Origin of the sequence: Pseudomonas sp. KNUC1026 (assembly GCF_021650705.1) — a bacterium.
Lineage (GTDB): Bacteria > Pseudomonadota > Gammaproteobacteria > Pseudomonadales > Pseudomonadaceae > Aquipseudomonas.
The window spans coordinates 4,491,328-4,511,993 of the sequence record NZ_CP087138.1 but is presented as its reverse complement, the minus strand read 5'-3'; the positions used below and the strand labels follow the sequence as shown (position 1 = coordinate 4,511,993).

The following is a 20,666-nucleotide window of genomic DNA, read 5'->3' as shown; positions in this document are numbered from 1 at the left end:
CAACCATGGCAGCAGAAACCGCATCGGGCTATATACAGCACCACTTGCAGAACCTGACCTTCGGGAAACTTCCTGACGGCACCTGGGGCTTGGCGCACTCTGCTGCCGAGGCCAAGGCAATGGGCTTCTGGGCATTCCACGTCGATACCCTGGGTTGGTCCGTAGCACTGGGCCTGCTGTTCGTGCTGCTGTTCCGCATGGCTGCACGCAAGGCCACTTCCGGCCAACCCGGCCGCTTGCAGAACTTCGTCGAAGTGCTGGTGGAGTTCGTCGACACCAGCGTCAGGGACAGCTTCCACGGCCGTAGTGCCGTCATCGCACCGCTGGCCCTGACCATCTTCGCCTGGGTCTTCCTGATGAACGCCGTCGACCTGATCCCGGTCGACTGGATTCCTCAAGTGGCCGCAAAGCTGTCCGGTAACCACGAAATCGCCTTCCGTGCCGTCCCCACGACCGACCCGAACGCAACGCTGGGCATGGCTCTGTCGGTGTTCGCCCTGATCATCTTCTACAGCATCAAGATCAAGGGGATCGGCGGCTTCCTGGGCGAGTTGACCCTGCATCCTTTCAGCAGCAAGAACATTGCGGTTCAGATCATTCTGATCCCGGTCAACTTCCTGCTCGAGTTCGTCACCCTGATCGCCAAGCCGGTTTCGCTGGCACTGCGACTGTTCGGCAACATGTATGCCGGCGAGCTGGTGTTCATCCTCATCGCTGTGATGTTCGGCAGTGGCATTCTCTGGCTGAGCGGCCTGGGTATCGCACTGCAATGGGCGTGGGCTGTGTTCCACATCCTGATCATCACGCTGCAAGCGTTCATCTTCATGATGCTGACCATCGTCTACCTGTCGATGGCCAACGAAGATAACCACTAAGGCTCGTCTGGCGCGTCTTGTGTACTGTTTCTGCCCTTCTGGGCGGGAACAGGGGCCGCGCCCCGGCAGGGCCCCTGTAACGACTTTGCTTTACCGTTAAAAACCTAAGAAACCTAACCAATACGACGTAAAAAGTCGGGAGGAAAGATGGAAACTGTAGTTGGTCTGACCGCTATCGCTGTTGCTCTGCTGATCGGCCTGGGCGCTCTGGGTACCGCAATCGGCTTCGGCCTGCTGGGTGGCAAGTTCCTGGAAGGCGCTGCTCGCCAGCCAGAAATGGTCCCGATGCTGCAAGTCAAAATGTTCATCGTCGCCGGCCTGCTCGACGCCGTGACCATGATCGGTGTGGGTATCGCCCTGTTCTTCACCTTCGCAAACCCCTTCGTCGCTCAAGTCGCCGGTTGATCACTCGTTTTCGAGTGACCGGGTGTGATGGACTAAGAACGAGCGAGGTGTTGGCGTGAACATTAATGCAACCCTGATAGGCCAGTCCGTTGCGTTCTTCATTTTCGTGTGGTTCTGCATGAAGTGCGTATGGCCTCCGGTCATCGCGGCATTGCAGGAACGCCAGAAGAAGATCGCTGATGGTCTGGACGCTGCCAGCCGTGCTGCTCGCGACCTGGAGTTGGCCCAAGATAAAGTGGGTCAGCAACTGCGCGAAGCGAAGGCTCAGGCAAGCGAAATCATTGAGCAGGCCAAGAAGAGCGGCAACCAGATCGTCGAGGAAGCTCGCGAGCAGGCTCGCGTCGAAGCCGATCGTCTGAAAGCTCAGGCGGCAGCGGAGATCGAGCAGGAAATCAACGGCGTCAAGGACGCCCTGCGTGCACAAGTCGGCAGCCTGGCTGTCGTTGGCGCGGAGAAGATTCTGGGTGCTTCGATCGATCAAAACGCACACGCGGATCTGGTCAATAAATTGGCCGCAGAGATCTAAGCGAGGGCGATCATGGCAGAACTGACCACGTTGGCCCGACCTTACGCTAAGGCAGCCTTTGAGCATGCCCAGGCCCACCAGCAGCTGGCCAATTGGTCAGCGATGCTTGGCCTGGCCGCTGCGGTGTCGCAAGACGGCACCATCCAGCGCATGCTCAAGGCCCCGCGTCTGACGAACGACGAAAAGGCCGCCGCTTTCATTGAAGTGTGCGGCGACAAGTTTGACGCCCAGGCACAGAATTTCATTCATGTTGCCGCGGAAAACGAGCGCCTCCTGCTGTTGCCGGAGATCGCTGCGCTGTTCGACCTGTACAAGGCCGAGCAGGAAAAATCCGTGGACGTGGAAGTCACCAGTGCTTTTGCGTTGAACCAAGATCAGCAAGACAAACTCGCCAAGGTTCTCAGTGCACGGCTCGGCCAGGAAGTTCGCCTGCACGCGTCGGAGGATGCCAGCCTGATCGGCGGCGTCGTCATCCGCGCCGGCGACCTGGTAATCGATGGCTCGGTTCGCGGCAAAATCGCGAAACTGGCCGAAGCATTGAAATCTTGAGTTTGAAGGGGCAGCAGAGCAATGCAGCAACTCAATCCTTCCGAAATTAGTGAAATCATCAAGGGGCGCATCGAGAAACTCGACGTGACCTCCCAAGCCCGCAACGAAGGTACCGTCGTCAGCGTTTCTGACGGTATCGTGCGGATCCATGGTCTGACCGACGTCATGTACGGCGAGATGATCGAATTCCCGGGCAGCGTCTTCGGCATGGCCCTGAACCTCGAGCAAGACTCGGTGGGTGCAGTGGTCCTGGGTGCTTATACCGACCTGGCAGAAGGCATGAGCGCCAAGTGCACCGGCCGTATTCTGCAGGTTCCGGTAGGCAAGGGCTTGCTGGGTCGCGTTGTCGACGCACTGGGTAATCCAGTCGATGGCAAGGGCCCGCTGAGCACCACCGAAACCGACGCTGTCGAAAAAGTTGCACCGGGCGTGATCTGGCGTAAGTCGGTCGACCAGCCTGTGCAGACTGGCTACAAGGCCGTCGATGCCATGATCCCGGTAGGCCGTGGCCAGCGTGAGCTGATCATCGGTGACCGTCAGATCGGCAAGACCGCCCTGGCCATCGACGCCATCATCAACCAGAAAGACAGCGGCATCTTCTGCGTGTACGTGGCCGTTGGCCAGAAGCAGTCGACCATCGCCAACGTCGTGCGCAAGCTTGAAGAAGCTGGCGCCCTGGCCAACACCATCATCGTTGCCGCCAGCGCATCGGAATCGGCTGCCCTGCAGTTCCTGGCTCCGTACTCCGGCTGCACCATGGGTGAATACTTCCGCGACCGCGGCGAAGATGCTCTGATCGTGTACGACGACCTGTCCAAACAGGCCGTTGCCTACCGCCAGATCTCGCTGCTGCTGCGCCGTCCGCCAGGCCGTGAAGCCTACCCAGGCGACGTGTTCTATCTCCACTCCCGCCTGCTGGAGCGTGCCTCGCGCGTTTCGGAAGAGTACGTAGAGAAGTTCACCAACGGTGAAGTGAAAGGCAAGACCGGTTCCCTGACCGCCCTGCCGATCATCGAAACCCAGGCTGGCGACGTTTCCGCGTTCGTTCCGACCAACGTGATCTCCATCACCGACGGTCAGATCTTCCTGGAAACCGGCATGTTCAACTCGGGCCTGCGCCCGGCGGTCAACGCCGGTGTGTCGGTATCCCGTGTTGGTGGTGCAGCCCAGACCAAGATCATCAAGAAGCTGTCCGGTGGTATTCGTACCGCTCTGGCTCAGTATCGTGAACTGGCTGCTTTCGCTCAGTTCGCTTCCGATCTCGACGAAGCGACCCGCAAGCAACTGGAGCACGGCCAGCGTGTTACCGAGCTGATGAAGCAGAAGCAATACGCGCCTATGTCCATTGCCGATATGTCCCTGTCGCTGTATGCCGCCGAGCGTGGCTTCCTGACCGACGTGGCCATCGACAAGGTGGGCAGCTTCGAGCAGGCCATGATTGCTTACTTCAAGCGTGATCACGCCGCACTGTTGGCGAAGATCAACGAGAAGGGTGACTTCAACGACGAAATCGACGCAGGCCTCAAGGCTGGCATCGAGAAGTTCAAGGCCACCCAGACCTGGTAAGCCGCAGCGGGGGCGTAAGCCCCCGCTTGCTAACCTGATAGGTGATACATGGCAGGCGCAAAAGAGATTCGCAGTAAGATTGCGAGCGTAAAAAGCACGCAAAAGATTACCAGCGCCATGGAAAAAGTGGCTGTCAGCAAGATGCGCAGAGCACAAATGCGCATGGCTGCCAGCCGCCCGTACGCGGAGCGTATCCGCCAGGTGATCGGTCATCTGGCCAACGCCAACCCGGAGTACCGCCATCCCTTCATGATCGAACGCGAAGTAAAGCGTGTCGGTTACGTGGTGGTGAGCAGTGACCGTGGCTTGTGCGGTGGCCTGAACACCAACCTGTTCAAGGCCTTGGTCAAGGACATGTCGGCCAACCGCGAGAAGGGTGTCGAGATTGACCTCTGCGTGGTGGGCAGCAAGGGCGCAGCCTTCTTCCGCAACTTCGGCGGCAACGTCGTAGCCGCAATCAGCCACCTGGGCGAAGAGCCATCGATCAACGATCTGATCGGTAGCGTCAAGGTGATGCTCGATGCGTATCTGGAAGGCCGTATCGATCGCCTGGCCGTGGTGTCCAACAAGTTCGTCAACACCATGGTGCAAAAGCCCACCATCGAGCAGTTGGTGCCGTTGGTTGCAACCCCGGATCAGGAACTCAAGCATCACTGGGACTACCTGTACGAACCCGACGCCAAGGAGCTGCTTGACGGCTTGATGGTGCGTTACGTGGAGTCGCAGGTCTACCAGGCGGTGGTCGAGAACAACGCGGCCGAGCAGGCTGCGCGGATGATCGCGATGAAGAACGCCACAGACAACGCCGGTTCCGTTATCAAGGAACTGCAGTTGATCTACAACAAGGCGCGTCAGGCTGCGATCACCCAGGAGATCTCGGAAATCGTCGGCGGCGCTGCCGCGGTTTAACGGTTCAAATATTCAGAGGATCCAGCTATGAGTAGCGGACGTATCGTTCAAATCATCGGCGCCGTCATCGACGTGGAATTCCCGCGTGACAGCGTGCCGAACATCTACAACGCCCTGAAGGTTCAAGGCGCTGAAACCACTCTGGAAGTTCAGCAGCAGCTGGGCGACGGCGTGGTGCGTACCATTGCGATGGGTTCCACCGAAGGCCTCAAGCGTGGCCTGGACGTGGTCGACACCAAAGCGGCCATCTCTGTCCCGGTTGGCAAGGCCACACTGGGCCGTATCATGGACGTGCTGGGCAATCCGATCGACGAAGCCGGCCCGATCGGCGAAGAAGAGCGCTGGGGCATTCACCGCGCCGCGCCTTCCTTCGCTGAGCAAGCTGGCGGCAACGACCTGCTGGAAACCGGCATCAAGGTAATCGACCTGGTTTGCCCGTTCGCCAAAGGCGGCAAGGTCGGCCTGTTCGGCGGCGCCGGCGTCGGCAAGACCGTGAACATGATGGAGCTGATCCGTAACATCGCCATCGAACACAGCGGTTATTCCGTGTTCGCAGGTGTGGGTGAGCGTACTCGTGAGGGTAACGACTTCTACCACGAGATGAAGGACTCCAACGTTCTCGACAAGGTTGCCCTGGTCTACGGCCAGATGAACGAGCCACCAGGGAACCGCCTGCGCGTTGCCCTGACCGGCCTGACCATGGCCGAGAAATTCCGTGACGAAGGTAACGACGTTCTGCTGTTCGTCGATAATATCTACCGTTACACCCTGGCCGGTACCGAAGTGTCTGCACTGCTGGGCCGTATGCCCTCTGCCGTAGGTTACCAACCGACTCTGGCCGAAGAGATGGGCGTGCTGCAAGAGCGCATCACTTCGACCAAGCAAGGTTCGATCACCTCCATCCAGGCCGTATACGTTCCTGCGGATGACTTGACCGACCCGTCGCCTGCGACCACCTTCGCCCACTTGGACGCCACTGTCGTACTGTCCCGTGACATCGCCTCGCTGGGTATCTACCCTGCGGTCGACCCACTGGATTCGACCTCGCGCCAGCTGGATCCGCTGGTTGTTGGCCAGGAGCACTACGAGACCGCTCGCGGCGTTCAGTATGTGCTGCAGCGCTACAAAGAGCTGAAGGACATCATTGCTATCCTCGGTATGGACGAGCTGTCCGAAACCGACAAGCAGCTGGTATCCCGCGCTCGTAAGATCCAGCGCTTCCTGTCCCAGCCGTTCTTCGTGGCTGAAGTCTTCACCGGTGCCTCGGGCAAGTACGTTTCGCTCAAGGACACCATTGCAGGCTTCAAAGGCATCCTCAACGGTGACTTCGATCATATGCCGGAACAAGCGTTCTACATGGTCGGTAGCATCGACGAAGCGATCGAGAAAGCCAAGAAACTGTAATCCTGGTGCCCGCTTGCGGGCACCCCTCAGGTTGAGGCAAACAGATGGCTATGACTGTCCATTGCGATATCGTCAGCGCGGAAGGGGAAATCTTCTCCGGCCTGGTCGAGATGGTAATCGCGCACGGTAACCTGGGTGATCTCGGTATCGCTCCGGGCCACGCGCCCTTGCTGACCGACCTCAAGCCGGGCCCGATCCGTGTGATCAAGCAGGGTGGTGAAGCCGAGGTGTTCTACATCTCCGGTGGGTTTCTCGAGGTGCAGCCTAACGTGGTGAAGGTCTTGGCCGACACCGTGCAACGCGCTGCCGACCTGGATGAAGCCTCCGCTCAGGAGGCCGTCAAGGCCGCCGAGAAGGCTCTTAACGAAAGAGGCGCAGACTTCGACTACAGCGCGGCTTCCGCCCGCCTGGCCGAGGCCGCTGCCCAGCTGCGTACCATCCAGCAGATCCGCAAGAAGTTCGGTGGTTGATTTCATCGGCACCTTGCGTTGAGTAGAAAGGGTAGCTTCGGCTACCCTTTTTCTTTTTCTGGCCACGCGTGTTTCGGGTGGTCGATCAGAAACGGATACTTCACCTTATGTCTCTCGATATCGTCGTACTCGCCGCTGGCCAGGGCACCCGCATGCGTTCCGCATTACCCAAGGTGCTTCATCCTGTGGCCGGCCGCTCTATGCTCGGGCATGTTATCCACAGCGCACGAGCGCTTTCCCCTGTGGGTATCCACGTCGTGGTGGGGCATGGCGCGGACAAGGTCAAAGAACAGCTTCAGGCCCCCGACCTGGATTTTGTCATCCAGGCGGAGCAACTGGGTACAGGACATGCAGTGGCGCAAGCGCTGCCCGTTCTGTCAGCCGCCACCGTGCTCATTCTCTACGGCGATGTCCCGCTGATTCAGGTAGATACCCTGCAACGCCTGCTGGCCCGTGTGACTGACAACCAGATCGCATTGCTCACCGTGACACTGGGCGACCCGACCGGATATGGCCGAATCGTCCGTGACGAGCAGGGCAAGGTTGCCTCCATCGTCGAGCAGAAAGACGCAAGCGAAGCGCAGAAGGCGATCTCCGAGGGCAATACTGGCATTCTTGCAGTGCCTCGTGAACGGCTCGCCCAATGGTTGGGCCGCTTGTCCAACAATAACGCCCAAGGCGAGTATTACCTGACAGATGTCATTGCCATGGCTGTGGCCGATGGTTTGGTTGTAGCCACTGAGCAACCGCTCGATGCCATGGAAGTGCAGGGCGCCAATGATCGCCGGCAGTTGGCTGAGCTGGAGCGCCATTATCAGCACCGTGAAGCGTTACGGCTGATGGCAGCGGGTGTGACATTGCGCGATCCAGCCCGTTTGGATGTCCGTGGCAGCGTAACAATCGGCCGCGACGTGCTGATCGACGTGAACGTCATCCTGGAGGGCGAGGTGGTCATCGAGGACGACGTGCATATCGGCCCAAACTGTGTGATCAAGGACAGCACTCTGCGCAAAGGCGCAGTCATCAAGGCCCATAGTCACCTTGAAGGCGCCGTGGTAGGCGAGGGTGCCGATGCTGGCCCATTTGCTCGTCTACGCCCTGGTAGCGAACTGGGGCCCCGCGCACATGTGGGTAACTTCGTCGAGCTCAAAAATGCTCACTTGGGTGAAGGCGCCAAGGCCGGCCATCTGAGCTACCTGGGTGACGCTCGGATCGGCGCGCGTACCAACATCGGCGCTGGCACCATAACGTGCAATTACGACGGTGCGAACAAACATCAGACTGTGATGGGCGAGGACGTGTTTGTCGGCTCGAACAGTGCGCTGGTGGCACCTGTGACGTTGGGCGATGGCTCCACTACTGCAGCGGGTTCCACCATCACCCAGGATGTACCCGCCAACGAGCTAGGCGTTGCACGAGGCCGCCAGCGTAACGTGCAAGGTTGGGCCCGGCCGGTGAAGAAGCCCAAGCTTTAAAAGTTATGCACAGTCCAGGGCCGGTGAACACTGGCCTTGACCTCAGCTGCATTTTAGGTTTTGATTCGCGCACTTAACTTTCGAATCGAAACTTAATGATCCCAAAACGTAATACCCCACAACGCCGGCACCGCATTCTTGCGCTCCTCTCAGAGGCGGGTGAAGTGTCTGTGGATAACCTTGCGCAGCACTTTCATACCTCGGAGGTGACGATCCGCAAGGATCTCGCTGCGTTAGAAAGTAACGGATTGCTGCTGCGCCGTTATGGTGGGGCTGTACCGGTACCTCGCGAAATGATCGAGGAGCCTGTGCATAAGGTATCTGTGCACAAGCAGGCGATCGCACAGGCCGCTGTTAAGCTCATTCGTGAACACGCCCGCATCATTCTCGACAGCGGCAGCACCACGGCCGCCATGATCCCGCAGTTGGGTCGGCAGCCTGGGCTGGTGGTGATGACCAACTCCCTGCAAGTTGCCACGTCGCTGCGCGAGCTCGAACATGAGCCCGTTCTGCTGATGACCGGCGGCACCTGGGACCCCCATTCCGAATCTTTCCAGGGCCAGGTCGCTGAGCAGGTGCTGCGGTCTTATGACTTCGACCAGCTGTTCATTGGTGCTGATGGCATCGACCTGGAGCGTGGCACCACCACATTCAATGAGCTGCTGGGCCTGAGCCGCGTCATGGCGCAGGTTTCTCGCGAAGTCATCGTGCTTGCCGAATCGGACAAGATCGGCCGCCGTATTCCCAATCTGGAGCTGCCTTGGAGCAGTGTCCATGTACTCATTACCGATGATCGCCTGGCGCCCGAGGCGCGCGATCACATCCGGGGCCTCGGCGTTACGCTGATCTGCGCCCCCGCTACCCAGGAGATTTGAACCATGTGTGGAATCGTTGGCGCAGTCGCCGAACGTAATGTCATCCCTGTGCTGGTCGAGGGGCTCAAGCGCCTTGAGTACCGCGGCTACGACAGTGCCGGGGTGGCGGTGGTCACCCGTGACGGCCAACTCGAGCGCCGGCGCAGTATCGGTAAGGTCAGCGAACTGGCGGCCTCCCTTCAAACCACCCCGCTCAACGGTGGCCTGGGGATTGCCCATACTCGCTGGGCTACACACGGCTCGCCTACCGAAGGCAACGCTCACCCGCATTTTTCCAACGGTGAGCTGGCAATCGTGCACAACGGCATCATCGAGAACCACGAGCCTCTGCGCGCCGAACTGCAAGGCCTCGGATACGTCTTCAGCTCGCAAACCGATACTGAGGTGATCGCTCACCTGCTGCATCACAAACTCAAAGAGCACGGCGAATTGGTCGCTGCGCTCAAGGCCACTGTCAAGCAACTGCACGGTGCCTACGGCCTGGCAGCCATTCGCTTGAGCCAGCCCGATCGCCTCGTCGCTGCGCGCAGTGGTAGCCCGTTGGTGATCGGGTTGGGCCTGGAAGAAAATTTCCTGGCCTCCGACCAGCTCGCCCTGCGCCAGGTCACCGACCGCTTCATGTATCTGGAAGAGGGCGACATCGCACAGATTACTCGTGAGTCAGTGCAGATCTGGGCGGCCGATGGCCAACCGGTGCATCGCGAAGTAGTACAGCACCAAGAAGGCGCCGAGGCGGCCGACAAGGGCGAATACCGCCACTTCATGCTCAAGGAAATTCACGAGCAACCCAGCGTAGTTCAGCGCACGCTCGAAGGTCGCCTGGGTCAAGGGCAGGTGCTGGTGCCCTCTTTCGGGCCACAGGCGCCTGCGTTGTTTGCCCAGGTGCGCAATGTGCAGATCGTGGCGTGTGGTACTAGCTACCATGCGGGCATGGTCGCGCGTTACTGGCTTGAAGGTTTGGCGGGTGTGCCTTGCCAGGTGGAAGTGGCTTCCGAGTTCCGCTACCGCAAGGTCGTAGTTCAGCCAGGCACCTTGTTCGTCACCATCTCCCAGTCGGGTGAAACAGCCGATACTCTCGCAGCACTGCGTAATGCCAAGTCGCTCGGGTATCTGGGGAGCCTGGCGATCTGCAACGTGGGCATCAGCTCCCTGGTACGCGAATCCGATCTTACATTGCTCACCCAGGCAGGCCCGGAAATCGGCGTAGCCTCAACCAAGGCTTTCACCACGCAACTGGTGGCGCTGATGCTTCTGACATTAGGGATCGGCCAGGCTCAAGGGACTCTGGAGCAAGGCGTTGAGGCTCACCTGGTTGAAGAGCTGCGTCGCCTGCCGGTGCGCTTGGGCGAAGCGTTGGCGATGGACAGCACCATCGAGCAAGTCGCGCAATTGTTCGCCGAGAAGCACCACACCCTGTTCCTTGGCCGCGGCGCGCAATTCCCCGTGGCCATGGAAGGTGCCCTCAAGCTCAAGGAAATCTCCTATATCCACGCCGAGGCATACCCAGCCGGCGAGCTCAAGCACGGCCCTCTGGCGCTCGTAGACGCGGACATGCCCGTGGTGACCGTGGCCCCAAACAACGAGTTGCTGGAAAAGCTCAAGTCGAACCTGCAGGAAGTGCGTGCACGCGGCGGTGAGTTGGTGGTGTTCGCTGATGCTCAGGCGCAGTTGAGCAATGGCGAGGGTACTACCGTGGTTGCGATGCCTCATGTCGATGACGCATTGGCACCGATCCTCTACACCATTCCGTTGCAGCTGCTTTCGTATTATGTGGCAGTGCTCAAGGGCACCGATGTGGACCAGCCGAGGAATTTGGCGAAGTCGGTGACGGTGGAGTAAAGCAGGAGTCAATGGGCGCTGCGCAGGTGGGTCAATCAGCTTCAGGCTGAGCGAAACAGCCTGCCTCCGCCCGAACGCAGGTTTCAAACAAAGGAACAAGAAATGGCTGAAGTCAGTAAGGTGCCTGCTAACCTGGTAGAGGAACTCAGCGTTTTGATAGACCAGGGGCTCGGCTTACTGGGCCTTACCCAAGGCCACGCTCCGGTTGATGTGGTGGCGGCGATTACGGAGTGGATACGTAATTGCAAAGCGAATGGCACCCCGCCCTCTGAAGGTGAAATATTCGCGCTTGGCGCGTTGCTCGGCCATCAATACGTAGAGGGGCAAGGCTGGCACTGGGGCGATGTCGTTTGGGATTTTGATGAGACCACTGCGGCTGTCGGAGTGCTGAACCATGACAATTCGTTGTTCATCAACCCTATTGGTTGGGTGGCTGAAGTGGCTGAGTCCGAAGGTAGCGTGGGCTTCCTGCTCAACTACAACATGGTCAGCGCGCATCAGGTTCCGGTATGCGAACCTGGTAGTGCAACCGGCCTTTACTGACTATTTGTTCTGGAGAAGGGTGAGGAGCGACTTTCCATGGGATGTACACTCCACCCGTTTTCTCGCAAATGTACCTGATCAAACGCTGGTCGGCCGCTATAGCTGACATCGTGCGGGGCGAGGCCATCTTTTTATAGGGTCACAACCCCTTTCGCTGCCGGAGCCCTCGAGCGCTGACTCGAAGCCTCACATTGCGCTCCCAGAGGGCGTCTGAGCCACCCGATCCCGGACACCGAACGCATCCACCGGGAGTTCACTTCGGGTCAGTTGGAATACAGCTCAAAGCTGTTCCCCAGGCTCTCCGAGTAACGTATTGAACGGATAGATTTCACTGGGGTGAAAGTTGATTCGTTTACCCACCACCGTCACCAGCGTGCCATCGCTGAACACTTTCAAACGATGCCCATTTCGAAAGCTCAGGGTGTGCAATACACCATCGTTCTCTTGGGCGATCTCATGGCTGACCAGCCCTAGCAAGTTCATCAGGCCGATCTGCGCATCGGGCGTGTTGATACTCAAACAGCTTTCAATCTCATCGCTTACGGACAAGGTGGTTGGCTCGGGAAACAGGTTGTGACTGTGCATCGGTATGCCCTCATGAAAGTGATGAGGGCATTAGATGATGCCTGCGCTGCGAGCGGATGCAGGACGCTTCTGCATTTTCTGTCAGAAAACTCTGTAGTTTTACTACAGCACCGGGGCGATCAGCCGAGCGATGCGCATACTCATTTTCTGCAGGCGGTGGGTATCGGTGATGTCTGCTGCACTCAGCTCATGCGACTGGCTGAAGTCGTTTTCCAGCATGGCCTCCACTTCACTCGTAAACCCTGCATCAACGGTCAGTAGCATCACCTCGAAGTTGAGGCGAAACGATCGGTTGTCCATATTGGCGCTACCGATGGCGCTGATTTCATCGTCGATCAGTACGACCTTCTGGTGCAGGAAGCCAGGTTGGTAGCGAAAGACTCTCACGCCCGCCCGCACCGCTTCGAAGGCATACAGGCTGGACGCGGCATACACGATCTTGTGATCGGGCCTGGACGGCAGCAGGATGCGAACATCCACACCGCGCAACACTGCCAGCCGCAATGCGGCACTGACCGCTTCGTCCGGCACAAAGTAGGGGCTGGTGATCCAGATTCGCTGCCGAGCGCTGTGGATTGCTTCCATGAAGAACAGTGCGCATGTCTCATGCTCGTCTGCCGGCCCACTGGCCAGCACCTGGCAGAGCAGTCCGTCGTCGGGGTATTCATCAGGTAGCAGCAGCGGAGGCAACCTACGGGTTGCCCAGTACCAGTCCTCGGCGAATGACTCCTGCAGGCACGCCACTACCGGCCCTATTACCCAAACATGAGTGTCGCGCCAAGGTGAAAGAGGGGGGTGGTCGCCCAGGTACTCATCACCGACGTTATGGCCGCCCACAAATCCCTTCTCGCCGTCGACCACGACAATCTTGCGGTGGTTTCGAAAGTTTACCTGGAAGCGGTTGAACAGACCCTTGCGGGTAGAAAATGCTCGCATCTGCACGCCGGCCTTGGTCAGGGTGTCAATGTAGCGCTTGGGCAGGGCATGGCTGCCCACCTTATCGTAGAGAACGAAGATCTCGACTCCCGCAGCTGCCTTCTCTATCAGTAACGCCTGGAGGCGGCGGCCGATCAGATCATCGTGGATGATGAAAAACTGGATCAGCACCACTTGGCGCGCGTTGCGGATGGCGGCAAATATTTCGGTGAACGTCGCTTCTCCGTTGACCAGCAGGCCAACCTTGTTATTGGCAAGGCACGGCATTCGCCCCAGCTTGCGCAAAGCACGAAGCTCTCCATAGGAGCTTGAAGCTTTGGCTGCCAGAGCTTCTTCGATCCAGGGCCGCCAGTTCAGATCAGCGATTGCGCTGTGCATCTCCCTGTTGGCCTGCCGCCGCGCGTCGATGTAAGCGTCGAACGCCCGGCGGCCAAACATCAAATAGGGAATCAGCGTGAAGTACGGGATGAAGAACAGCGACATGGCCCACGCAATGGCACCTTGAGAGGTGCGCACGGTGAACAGCGCATGCACGGCGGCGATGACACCGAGTGTATGCACCAGGCCTAGCAGCAATCCGAAGAACAACGGGCTATGGACGTCCATGAAAGACCTATCAAGCGAAACGGCTCGTTCTGGTTGGACAAGCATAGTTGCCGGGAGTGGCACTGCTGTGCCCATTCGGGCAACGTATGAGCTTATTGCTGGTCCATATAGCCAGTTAACCTGACCGGAGTTTGCCATGCGTTTCAAAGCCGCCACCCTTGCCGCCGTGCTGATCGCTTCTCCTGTTGCCTACGGCCAGATGCTGCAGCCTGGGCTGTGGGAGTTGACCACCAGCAATATGCAAGTTGATGGCAAGCCACTTCCTGACATGCAATTCCTGCTCGGCCAGTTGCGTAATTTACCTCCGGAACAACGCGCCATGATGGAGCAAACCCTGAGCAAGCAAGGCATCACCGTAGGCGGTAACGGCGTCCAATCGTGCCTTACACCTGAACAGGTGAAGGCTAACGACATTCCCCTTCAAGATCCCAAATCCGGCTGCACCCAACGCATCACCGAGCGTAATGGCAACGTGTGGAAATTCACCTTCAGCTGCCCGCGAGCGCAAGGTAACGGTGAAGCGCGCTTCGCCAGTGACAAGGAGTTCACGACTACCGTCAATGGCACCTTCAATGCCTCAGGAACTCAACAAAAAGGCAGCATGAACACTCGCGCAGTGTGGCTGGGGCCGAACTGTGGAACAGTGAAACCACGTACTTGAAATGTTCCACGTGAAACACGTTAATTTGTTATAACGTAACACTAAGCGTATAGTCCTCGCTCCCATGATTTTAATGAGCGAGGGGCTGCCATGCCTGACAACCGCCTTCCTGTCACCGTGTTGTCGGGCTTTCTCGGCGCCGGTAAAACCACCGTGCTCAATCATGTGCTGCGCAATCGCGATGGCCTGCGCGTAGCGGTGATCGTGAACGATATGAGCGATATCAACATCGACGCTCAGCAGGTTCGGCAAGGCGTAAGCCTCAACCGAACTGAAGAAAAGCTCGTCGAGATGAGCAACGGTTGTATCTGTTGCACGCTTCGCGAAGACCTCTTGGTAGAGGTCGGAAGGTTGGCGGATGCAGGCTGCTTCGATTATTTGATCATCGAATCTACCGGCATCTCCGAACCCATGCCCGTCGCAGAAACTTTCACTTTCGCAGACGACGAGGGCCGCAGCCTGGCTGATCGTGCCCGGCTCGATACCATGGTGACTGTGGTCGATGCGCGTACTTTCATGGCGCGCTACACCGCCGCCGAGGCGCTCATCGATGGTGAACAGCACCTGGGTGAGGATGACGAGCGCACTGTTACGGACCTGCTCATCGAGCAGGTCGAGTTCGCTGATGTGATCATCATGAACAAGGCTGACCTGGTGAGTGAAAGTGCGCTGCTTTCGTTAAAGGCAGTGCTCGCCAGCCTGAACCCACGGGCGCGCCTGGAGACCGTAAGCAACGGTGAGATCGAACCGATGAGCATCCTCGGTACGGGCCTGTTCGACTTCCAACAGGCCGAGCAGGCGCCGGGATGGCTGGCAGTGATGCGTGGTGAGGAGGTGAGTGAGTCGGATGAGTATGGCATCCGCGCCTTGACCTACAATGCGCGTCGCCCATTTCATCCACAGCGCTTTTTCGAATTTATCAACAGCCCTTTCGAGCAGGGCAGTTTGCTGCGCTCAAAAGGCTACTTCTGGCTCGCGACTCGTCTTGAAGAAGCCGGCAGTTGGTCCCAGGCCGGTGGAATAGGGCGGTTCGGCGGTGCGGGCAAATGGTGGAGGTACGTCCCGAAAGCGCAATGGCCTGTGGATAAAGACGAGAGGGCAGCGATTGATCGAGTGTGGCGAGCCGGCACCGGCGACTGCCGCCAAGAGCTGGTATTCATCGGCCAGGATTTGAACATTGACAGCCTGACCGCTGCTTTGGACAAATGCCTGCTCACCGACGATGAATGGGCTACGGACCCGGCCACATGGGCGAGGACAGAGGACCCATTTGGCAGTTGGTACTGATCATTTCGGTGTTATCCACAACCCTTTGCTCTTTTGTTCACAAAAGGGTTTGAGGAAGCGTGCATCTGACGCTATGCCGTAATAATAGATGTCTTGCTGATAGGGCATGTTATCCACATACGCTTCGCTGCAAACACCGAAGGCACCCGTGGGGCATTGATCCGCAAAGCTCACGGAGACCTTCTGGCCTGGCAGGTGGGGCTGGCAAAAGCCGTCGTGGAACAGCCCCGAGGGTATGTTACGGTTCTGCTGGCAAACCTTGACGTCCAATCGATCGGCTGTGCTGTGCACGATACAGGCCTGTGCCCAGGCGACCTGGCCTATGGCCCACAGCACGATTACCCACACCACTCGCATCTCTGCCCTCATTGACTGCCTTGTATGCTCAGCCAGATTACCACCCATTTGATCGCTGGGCCCTTAGGAGCCGGCAAGACCAGCCTGATACGCCAATTGCTGGCACACAAGCCCGCCAGTGAGCGCTGGGCAGTGCTGGTCAATGAGTTTGGCCAGATCGGCCTGGACGCAGCCTTGATGGCAACCGACGACACGGGAGTCTCGATTGCCGAGGTGGCGGGCGGGTGCGTGTGCTGCGTCAACGGGCTGCCCTTTCAGGTGGGGCTCGGGCGATTATTGCGCAAGGCCAGGCCAAACCGTTTGTTCATCGAGGCATCAGGGCTTGGCCATCCTGCCAGCTTGCTTGAACAGTTATGCCAGGCGCCTTGGGCCGGTGTGCTGAATGTGCAACCGCTGGTGCTGGTACTGGACGCGCTGGCCTTGGCCCAAGGCCAGCTACTGCCGGAACAGGTACAAGCCAGCCTCCCTAAGGCTGGTCGGATCCTTCTGAGCAAGGTGGACCTGCTTGAACAAAGCCGGGTGGTGGAATTGATGGCAGGGTTCGCGCCAGGGCTGGCAGTGTCTTTGATCCTCGAATCTGCAAGGCTGGAAATGTTGCCGGTGGATATGAGGGCATCTGTGGATAAGCCGGTTGTGGCGCTGCCTTTCGGGTTGGAAATGCCCGGCCCTGCCACTGACATGCAAATCAATCAGTCAGCCCGACACTGGTCGATCGGGAGATGTTGGCCAGCGGAGCAACTTTTTGACTGCGACAGGCTGGCAGCTGCGTTGAGTCGTTGGCCGTGGGTACGCGCCAAGATGGTTATCCACAGCAGGAAGGGTTGGTTTTCAAGCAACGGTATTCAGGGGCAACCTCTGGTGTGGGCGCCCAGCCTCTGGCAACGAGACAGCCGCCTGGAGCTGATCTTCGAACATTCTCAGGATGCTGCAGCATTGTCCGCTGTACTGGAGGCTTGCCTAATCGCTCCTCACGGCTGACGCTTCTTGTGCTCTTGCCGCCACTGGCTCAATTCGATGATCTCTGCAGTGGGCTGTGGCGTCTTGATCTCGAAGGGGTAGGGCGCCAGTTCGATCTGCACAGAGTGCGGGCCAAACTGAGTGACATTGCCCGGGTGGCGTTGCTCGCCAGTGACGGTGAACTCGAAACTGTAGAGCCGAGCGAAGCGGCGCTGGCCTTTGGCATCGCGGACAAAGGCAAAGCGCTTGAAAGCGACGTTCTCGTCCAGCAGTTCCAGCTCCAGTTGCGCGCAATGGGCTTTCACTTTTGCAAGCGCCTTTTCGCGAAGGCCATGGTTGTGCCAGAGCCAGCCGCCGGCTGCAAGGAACAGCAACAGCACCATCAGGTTCTCGAGGGTCAACATTGCGTCAGGCTCCGGCGGAATGCAGTCAGCTTACCTGTGTCTCAGGCCTGTCGTACAGGCCAGCTTGCCGCCATACTGAGCGGCATCAACCAGTGTTTTATCAGTCGTTACGGAACCACCATGCCACGCACACCCCACCTGCTCGCGATTCAATCTCATGTGGTTTTCGGCCACGCCGGAAACAGCGCTGCCGTGTTCGCGATGCAGCGGTCGGGGGTCAACGTATGGCCCTTGAATACCGTGCAGTTCTCCAACCACACTCAGTATGGCCGCTGGACCGGAGAAGTGCTCGACAGCGCGAAAATTCCTCAGCTGGTCGATGGCATCGCTGCAATTGGCGAATTGGGCAACTGCGATGCGGTGCTCAGCGGGTACCTGGGCAGCGCCGAGCAGGGCGAAGCAATTCTGCAGGTGGTCGAGCGCGTCAAGGCTGCCAACCCCAAGGCCATCTACCTTTGTGACCCGGTGATGGGCCACCCGGAGAAAGGCTGCATCGTTCCGGAGGCAGTCACCCGCTTTCTGCGCGACAACGCAGTGCCACGCGCCGACCTGCTATGCCCCAATCAGCTCGAGCTCAATACGTTCGCGGGGCGCGAGCCTGAGTCGCTGGCTGACTGCGCGACCATGGCCAGGGCGCTGCTCGTTCAAGGCCCGGCGGTGGTGATGGTCAAGCATTTGAACTACCCGGGCCGAAAGCCGGAGGACTTTGAAATGCTGCTGGTGACCCAGCAAGGCACCTGGTTGCTCCGCCGACCGTTGCTGGCCTTCCCAAGGCAGCCAGTCGGGGTAGGGGACCTGACTTCAGGCCTGTTCCTTTCACGCTTGCTGTTGGGCGACTCTCCCCTGGCAGCCTTCGAAGCGGCTGCTGCGGCGGTCCACGAAGTCTTGCTCGAAACCCAGGCTTGCGGCAGCTACGAGCTCGAGCTGGTGCGCTCGCAGGATCGGATCGCGCACCCCAGGGTTCGCTTCGAAGCGCGCTCCCTCTCAGTTCGTCTCTTCGTTGCGAAGGTCCTGATAGCGCTTTTCCAGTTCCTGGCGGATCAGCCGACGTTGCTGGGCCTGGGCGAACCGCCGCTTGCCGTCGGCGGTGTCTGGCTGCAGCGTTGGCACCGTAGCGGGCTTGCGCTGCTCGTCCACCGCGACCATGGTGAAGAAGCAGCTATTGGTGTGGCGCACCGAGCGCTGCTGGATATTCTCGGTCACCACCTTGATGCCTATTTCCATCGAGGTGTTGCCGGTGTAGTTCACCGATGCAAGGAAGGTAACCAGCTCGCCCACATGTATAGGCTCACGGAAGATCACCTGATCTACCGAAAGCGTGACCACGTAACGGCCGGCGTAGCGGCTGGCGCAGGCATATGCGACTTCATCCAGATACTTGAGCAGAGTGCCGCCATGCACATTGCCGGAGAAATTGGCCATGTCCGGGGTCATCAGCACGGTCATTGTCAGCTGGGCGTTTCCAGGTTCCATAGAGAAGCTCACGGTTTGGGCTGAAGGGCGCGCTTGAGGCGCCGCTTGGGTGCACCAGCGCCGCTCTGCGGGCGGGCTTCGGTACGCTATAGATCTGTTTCCGTATATTGCACGAACCCTAGGAAAAGTGTGCCGGTGTTATCTTGGCTTCTATCGCGCCCGTGGCGGAAGAAAGGAGTTTTCACCATGCACGCAGTGGCCTTCATCCAGGATCTTGCAGTGATCATGCTCGTAGCAGGCGTGGTCACCGTACTGTTTCACCGCCTGCGCCAGCCCGTCGTGCTGGGCTACATTGTTTCGGGCTTTCTCATAGGGCCTTACACCCCGCCCTTCGGCCTCATCCACGACGAAGAAACCATCAAGACGCTCGCCGAGCTTGGCGTGATCTTCCTGATGTTCTGCCTGGGCCTGGAGTTCAGCCTGCGCAAGCTCTTCAAGGTAGGCGCCACCGCATTCATTGCCGCGTTCCTCGAAATCATGCTGATGATGTGGATCGGCTATGAAATTGGCCAGGCGTTCGGCTGGGGTTCGATGGATTCATTGTTCCTCGGTGCGATCCTGGCGATTTCCTCGACCACCATTATCGTCAAGGCGCTCAACGACCTGAACATGAAGCACCAGCGCTTTGCGCAGTTGATATTCGGGGTGCTGATCGTCGAGGACATCCTGGGCATCGGCATCATCGCGTTGCTTTCGGGAATCGCGGTCAGCGGCAGTGTCAGTTCTGGTGAGGTCTTTTCCACGGTAGGCAAGCTCACTCTCTTCATGATCGTCGCTTTGGTGGTTGGCATCCTGCTGGTGCCCCGGGTGCTGGCGTATGTGGCTCGTTTCCAGAGCGATGAGATGTTGCTGATCACGGTGCTGGGGCTGTGCTTCGGGTTCTGCCTGCTGGTGGTGAAGCTGGAATACAGCATGGTGCTGGGCGCCTTCCTGATCGGCGCGATCATGGCCGAGTCTCGCCAGCTGCCCAAGATAGAACGATTGATCGAGCCAGTGCGTGATCTGTTCAGCGCCATTTTCTTTGTGGCGATAGGGCTGTTGATTCAGCCTGCCATCCTGCTTGAGTATGCCTGGCCCATCGCGGTCATTACCTGCGCGGTGGTGCTCGGCAAGGTCATATCCTGCAGCCTCGGTGCATTTGTCGCTGGCAACGATGGGCGCACGTCGCTACGGGTGGGGATGGGCCTTTCACAGATCGGCGAATTCTCGTTCATCATCGCCGCGCTGGGTATAAGCCTCAAAGTAACAAGCGACTTTCTCTATCCTGTTGCGGTGGCAGTGTCCGCTATCACGACATTGCTGACCCCCTATCTCATCCGTGCAGCTGATCCGTTGGCCGGCATACTCGGGCGTGCCGTACCGCAACGTGCCAGCCGGGTACTGGGCTTGTATGGCGAGTGGCTTCGTAATATCCAGCCTAGCGGCGAGCGTGCGCAATTAGCGGCCCTGGTTCGCAAGATATTGCTGCAAGTAGGAGTGAACCTGGCGCTGGTGATCGCGCTGTGCCTGGCAGGCCGGTATTTCGAACCACGGCTTGGAGAGTGGTTAGGGGCCTGGATCAGCGATGAGGCTGGGCAGAAGGCCTTGCTATGCGGCGCGCTGTTGGTGCTGGCGTTGCCATTCCTTATCGCCGCTTACCGCAAGCTCAAGGCGCTGGCGATGCTGCTCGCGGAAATGAGCGTGGGTGACGACTTCGCCGGCAGGCACACCTACAGGGTTCGAAGAATCATTGCGGAGGTAATTCCGGTCGCATCGTTGGCATTGCTGTTCGTGGTACTGGCTACGCTTTCGGCCAGTATGTTGCCGACGCTTGAAATGCTGCTGGTGATCGTAGGGGTGACATTGGGCGTTGCCGCGCTGCTATGGCGCTGGATGATCCGCCTGCACACCAGAATGCAGGTAGCGCTGCTGGAGACGCTCAACCACGCTCAAGAGGAGCGTGGCGAGCACAAGCACTGAAACGC

At 58.8% G+C, this 20,666-nt stretch carries 21 protein-coding genes and 1 pseudogene; 17 read left to right on the top strand and 5 right to left on the bottom strand.

The window, feature by feature from the left end:
- The first annotated feature begins 5 nt into the window (after positions 1-5).
- The 12 genes from atpB (at position 6) to LN139_RS21240 (ending at position 11,436) form a co-directional block, all read left to right on the top strand.
- Entirely contained in the window at positions 6-875 is an 870-nt protein-coding gene (atpB, locus tag LN139_RS21295) for a F0F1 ATP synthase subunit A (protein WP_236356694.1), read from the top strand.
- Positions 876-1,022: 147 nt separating this feature from the next.
- On the top strand, positions 1,023-1,280 hold the full coding sequence (gene atpE / locus LN139_RS21290; protein ID WP_009834415.1) for a F0F1 ATP synthase subunit C: 258 nt from the start codon (positions 1,023-1,025) through the stop codon (positions 1,278-1,280).
- Positions 1,281-1,335: 55 nt separating this feature from the next.
- Positions 1,336-1,806: a F0F1 ATP synthase subunit B gene (locus LN139_RS21285; protein WP_097087904.1), complete on the top strand. Its 471-nt coding sequence runs from the start codon at positions 1,336-1,338 to the stop codon at positions 1,804-1,806.
- Positions 1,807-1,818: 12 nt separating this feature from the next.
- Entirely contained in the window at positions 1,819-2,355 is a 537-nt protein-coding gene (locus tag LN139_RS21280; protein WP_236356693.1) for a F0F1 ATP synthase subunit delta, read from the top strand.
- Between the two features lie 21 nt (positions 2,356-2,376).
- Positions 2,377-3,921 (top strand): F0F1 ATP synthase subunit alpha, encoded by a 1,545-nt coding sequence (atpA, locus tag LN139_RS21275; RefSeq protein ID WP_236356692.1) that lies wholly within the window; start codon positions 2,377-2,379, stop codon positions 3,919-3,921.
- A 48-nt stretch (positions 3,922-3,969) separates the two neighbouring features.
- Entirely contained in the window at positions 3,970-4,830 is an 861-nt protein-coding gene (gene atpG / locus LN139_RS21270; RefSeq protein ID WP_236356690.1) for a F0F1 ATP synthase subunit gamma, read from the top strand.
- Positions 4,831-4,857: 27 nt separating this feature from the next.
- The gene (gene atpD, locus LN139_RS21265; protein ID WP_236356682.1) at positions 4,858-6,234 is read left to right on the top strand and encodes a F0F1 ATP synthase subunit beta; all 1,377 of its coding nucleotides are present in this window, start codon (positions 4,858-4,860) and stop codon (positions 6,232-6,234) included.
- Positions 6,235-6,278: 44 nt separating this feature from the next.
- Positions 6,279-6,704: a F0F1 ATP synthase subunit epsilon gene (locus LN139_RS21260; RefSeq protein WP_236356681.1), complete on the top strand. Its 426-nt coding sequence runs from the start codon at positions 6,279-6,281 to the stop codon at positions 6,702-6,704.
- A gap of 107 nt (positions 6,705-6,811) precedes the next feature.
- Positions 6,812-8,179: a bifunctional UDP-N-acetylglucosamine diphosphorylase/glucosamine-1-phosphate N-acetyltransferase GlmU gene (glmU, locus tag LN139_RS21255; protein WP_236356679.1), complete on the top strand. Its 1,368-nt coding sequence runs from the start codon at positions 6,812-6,814 to the stop codon at positions 8,177-8,179.
- A gap of 95 nt (positions 8,180-8,274) precedes the next feature.
- Positions 8,275-9,054 (top strand): DeoR/GlpR family DNA-binding transcription regulator, encoded by a 780-nt coding sequence (locus LN139_RS21250; RefSeq protein ID WP_236356677.1) that lies wholly within the window; start codon positions 8,275-8,277, stop codon positions 9,052-9,054.
- Positions 9,055-9,057: 3 nt separating this feature from the next.
- Positions 9,058-10,893, top strand: a complete 1,836-nt coding sequence (gene glmS, locus LN139_RS21245; RefSeq protein WP_236356667.1) for a glutamine--fructose-6-phosphate transaminase (isomerizing) — start codon at positions 9,058-9,060, stop codon at positions 10,891-10,893.
- A gap of 102 nt (positions 10,894-10,995) precedes the next feature.
- The gene (locus LN139_RS21240; RefSeq protein WP_236356666.1) at positions 10,996-11,436 is read left to right on the top strand and encodes a hypothetical protein; all 441 of its coding nucleotides are present in this window, start codon (positions 10,996-10,998) and stop codon (positions 11,434-11,436) included.
- A gap of 279 nt (positions 11,437-11,715) precedes the next feature.
- Here LN139_RS21240 and LN139_RS21235 read toward each other — a convergent pair whose 3' ends face one another.
- Both LN139_RS21235 and cls read right to left on the bottom strand, forming a co-directional pair.
- Positions 11,716-12,021, bottom strand: coding sequence for a hypothetical protein (locus LN139_RS21235; RefSeq protein WP_236356664.1), 306 nt, complete (start codon positions 12,019-12,021; stop codon positions 11,716-11,718).
- Positions 12,022-12,123: 102 nt separating this feature from the next.
- Positions 12,124-13,563, bottom strand: a complete 1,440-nt coding sequence (gene cls / locus LN139_RS21230) for a cardiolipin synthase (protein ID WP_236356662.1) — start codon at positions 13,561-13,563, stop codon at positions 12,124-12,126.
- Between the two features lie 136 nt (positions 13,564-13,699).
- Here cls and LN139_RS21225 point away from each other — a divergent pair, with 136 nt between their 5' ends.
- A complete protein-coding gene (locus LN139_RS21225) occupies positions 13,700-14,224 on the top strand; it encodes a DUF3617 domain-containing protein (protein ID WP_236356652.1) in 525 nt (174 codons plus the stop codon).
- A 90-nt stretch (positions 14,225-14,314) separates the two neighbouring features.
- Positions 14,315-15,511 (top strand): zinc metallochaperone GTPase ZigA, encoded by a 1,197-nt coding sequence (gene zigA, locus LN139_RS21220; RefSeq protein WP_236356650.1) that lies wholly within the window; start codon positions 14,315-14,317, stop codon positions 15,509-15,511.
- Here the strand turns inward: zigA and LN139_RS21215 are convergent, their stop codons facing one another.
- Positions 15,512-15,868, bottom strand: a complete 357-nt coding sequence (locus LN139_RS21215; RefSeq protein WP_236356641.1) for an NADH:ubiquinone oxidoreductase — start codon at positions 15,866-15,868, stop codon at positions 15,512-15,514. It abuts the gene before it with no gap.
- Positions 15,869-15,892: 24 nt separating this feature from the next.
- Here LN139_RS21215 and LN139_RS21210 point away from each other — a divergent pair, with 24 nt between their 5' ends.
- Positions 15,893-16,846 (top strand): CobW family GTP-binding protein, encoded by a 954-nt coding sequence (locus tag LN139_RS21210; protein WP_236356639.1) that lies wholly within the window; start codon positions 15,893-15,895, stop codon positions 16,844-16,846.
- On the opposite strand, the gene LN139_RS21205 is transcribed toward LN139_RS21210, so the two are convergent.
- The gene (locus tag LN139_RS21205) at positions 16,837-17,229 is read right to left on the bottom strand and encodes a DUF3301 domain-containing protein (protein ID WP_236356637.1); all 393 of its coding nucleotides are present in this window, start codon (positions 17,227-17,229) and stop codon (positions 16,837-16,839) included. The two genes, LN139_RS21210 and LN139_RS21205, sit on opposite strands and share 10 nt — an antisense overlap.
- A 120-nt stretch (positions 17,230-17,349) precedes the next feature.
- On the opposite strand from LN139_RS21205, the pseudogene pdxY reads away from it, so the two are divergent.
- Positions 17,350-18,204, top strand: a pseudogene (pdxY, locus tag LN139_RS21200) (pyridoxal kinase PdxY); the annotation flags it as partial.
- A 9-nt stretch (positions 18,205-18,213) separates the two neighbouring features.
- On the opposite strand, the gene LN139_RS21195 reads toward pdxY, so the two are convergent.
- Complete coding sequence (locus LN139_RS21195) at positions 18,214-18,702, bottom strand: acyl-CoA thioesterase (protein WP_236360552.1); 489 nt, start codon at positions 18,700-18,702, stop codon at positions 18,214-18,216.
- 186 nt (positions 18,703-18,888) lie between these two features.
- Between LN139_RS21195 and LN139_RS21190 the strand changes: the two genes are divergently transcribed.
- Entirely contained in the window at positions 18,889-20,661 is a 1,773-nt protein-coding gene (locus LN139_RS21190; protein WP_236360550.1) for a cation:proton antiporter, read from the top strand.
- The last annotated feature ends 5 nt before the right edge of the window (positions 20,662-20,666 follow it).

Coding starts and splice junctions, on each gene's coding strand:
- atpB (WP_236356694.1), top strand. CDS start 6: ATGGCAGCAGAAACCGCATCGGGCTATATACAGCACCACTTGCAGAAC.
- atpE (WP_009834415.1), top strand. CDS start 1,023: ATGGAAACTGTAGTTGGTCTGACCGCTATCGCTGTTGCTCTGCTGATC.
- LN139_RS21280 (WP_236356693.1), top strand. CDS start 1,819: ATGGCAGAACTGACCACGTTGGCCCGACCTTACGCTAAGGCAGCCTTT.
- atpA (WP_236356692.1), top strand. CDS start 2,377: ATGCAGCAACTCAATCCTTCCGAAATTAGTGAAATCATCAAGGGGCGC.
- atpG (WP_236356690.1), top strand. CDS start 3,970: ATGGCAGGCGCAAAAGAGATTCGCAGTAAGATTGCGAGCGTAAAAAGC.
- atpD (WP_236356682.1), top strand. CDS start 4,858: ATGAGTAGCGGACGTATCGTTCAAATCATCGGCGCCGTCATCGACGTG.
- LN139_RS21260 (WP_236356681.1), top strand. CDS start 6,279: ATGGCTATGACTGTCCATTGCGATATCGTCAGCGCGGAAGGGGAAATC.
- glmU (WP_236356679.1), top strand. CDS start 6,812: ATGTCTCTCGATATCGTCGTACTCGCCGCTGGCCAGGGCACCCGCATG.
- LN139_RS21250 (WP_236356677.1), top strand. CDS start 8,275: ATGATCCCAAAACGTAATACCCCACAACGCCGGCACCGCATTCTTGCG.
- glmS (WP_236356667.1), top strand. CDS start 9,058: ATGTGTGGAATCGTTGGCGCAGTCGCCGAACGTAATGTCATCCCTGTG.
- LN139_RS21240 (WP_236356666.1), top strand. CDS start 10,996: ATGGCTGAAGTCAGTAAGGTGCCTGCTAACCTGGTAGAGGAACTCAGC.
- LN139_RS21235 (WP_236356664.1), bottom strand. CDS start 12,021: ATGCACAGTCACAACCTGTTTCCCGAGCCAACCACCTTGTCCGTAAGC.
- cls (WP_236356662.1), bottom strand. CDS start 13,563: ATGGACGTCCATAGCCCGTTGTTCTTCGGATTGCTGCTAGGCCTGGTG.
- LN139_RS21225 (WP_236356652.1), top strand. CDS start 13,700: ATGCGTTTCAAAGCCGCCACCCTTGCCGCCGTGCTGATCGCTTCTCCT.
- zigA (WP_236356650.1), top strand. CDS start 14,315: ATGCCTGACAACCGCCTTCCTGTCACCGTGTTGTCGGGCTTTCTCGGC.
- LN139_RS21215 (WP_236356641.1), bottom strand. CDS start 15,868: ATGCGAGTGGTGTGGGTAATCGTGCTGTGGGCCATAGGCCAGGTCGCC.
- LN139_RS21210 (WP_236356639.1), top strand. CDS start 15,893: ATGCTCAGCCAGATTACCACCCATTTGATCGCTGGGCCCTTAGGAGCC.
- LN139_RS21205 (WP_236356637.1), bottom strand. CDS start 17,229: ATGTTGACCCTCGAGAACCTGATGGTGCTGTTGCTGTTCCTTGCAGCC.
- LN139_RS21195 (WP_236360552.1), bottom strand. CDS start 18,702: ATGGAACCTGGAAACGCCCAGCTGACAATGACCGTGCTGATGACCCCG.
- LN139_RS21190 (WP_236360550.1), top strand. CDS start 18,889: ATGCACGCAGTGGCCTTCATCCAGGATCTTGCAGTGATCATGCTCGTA.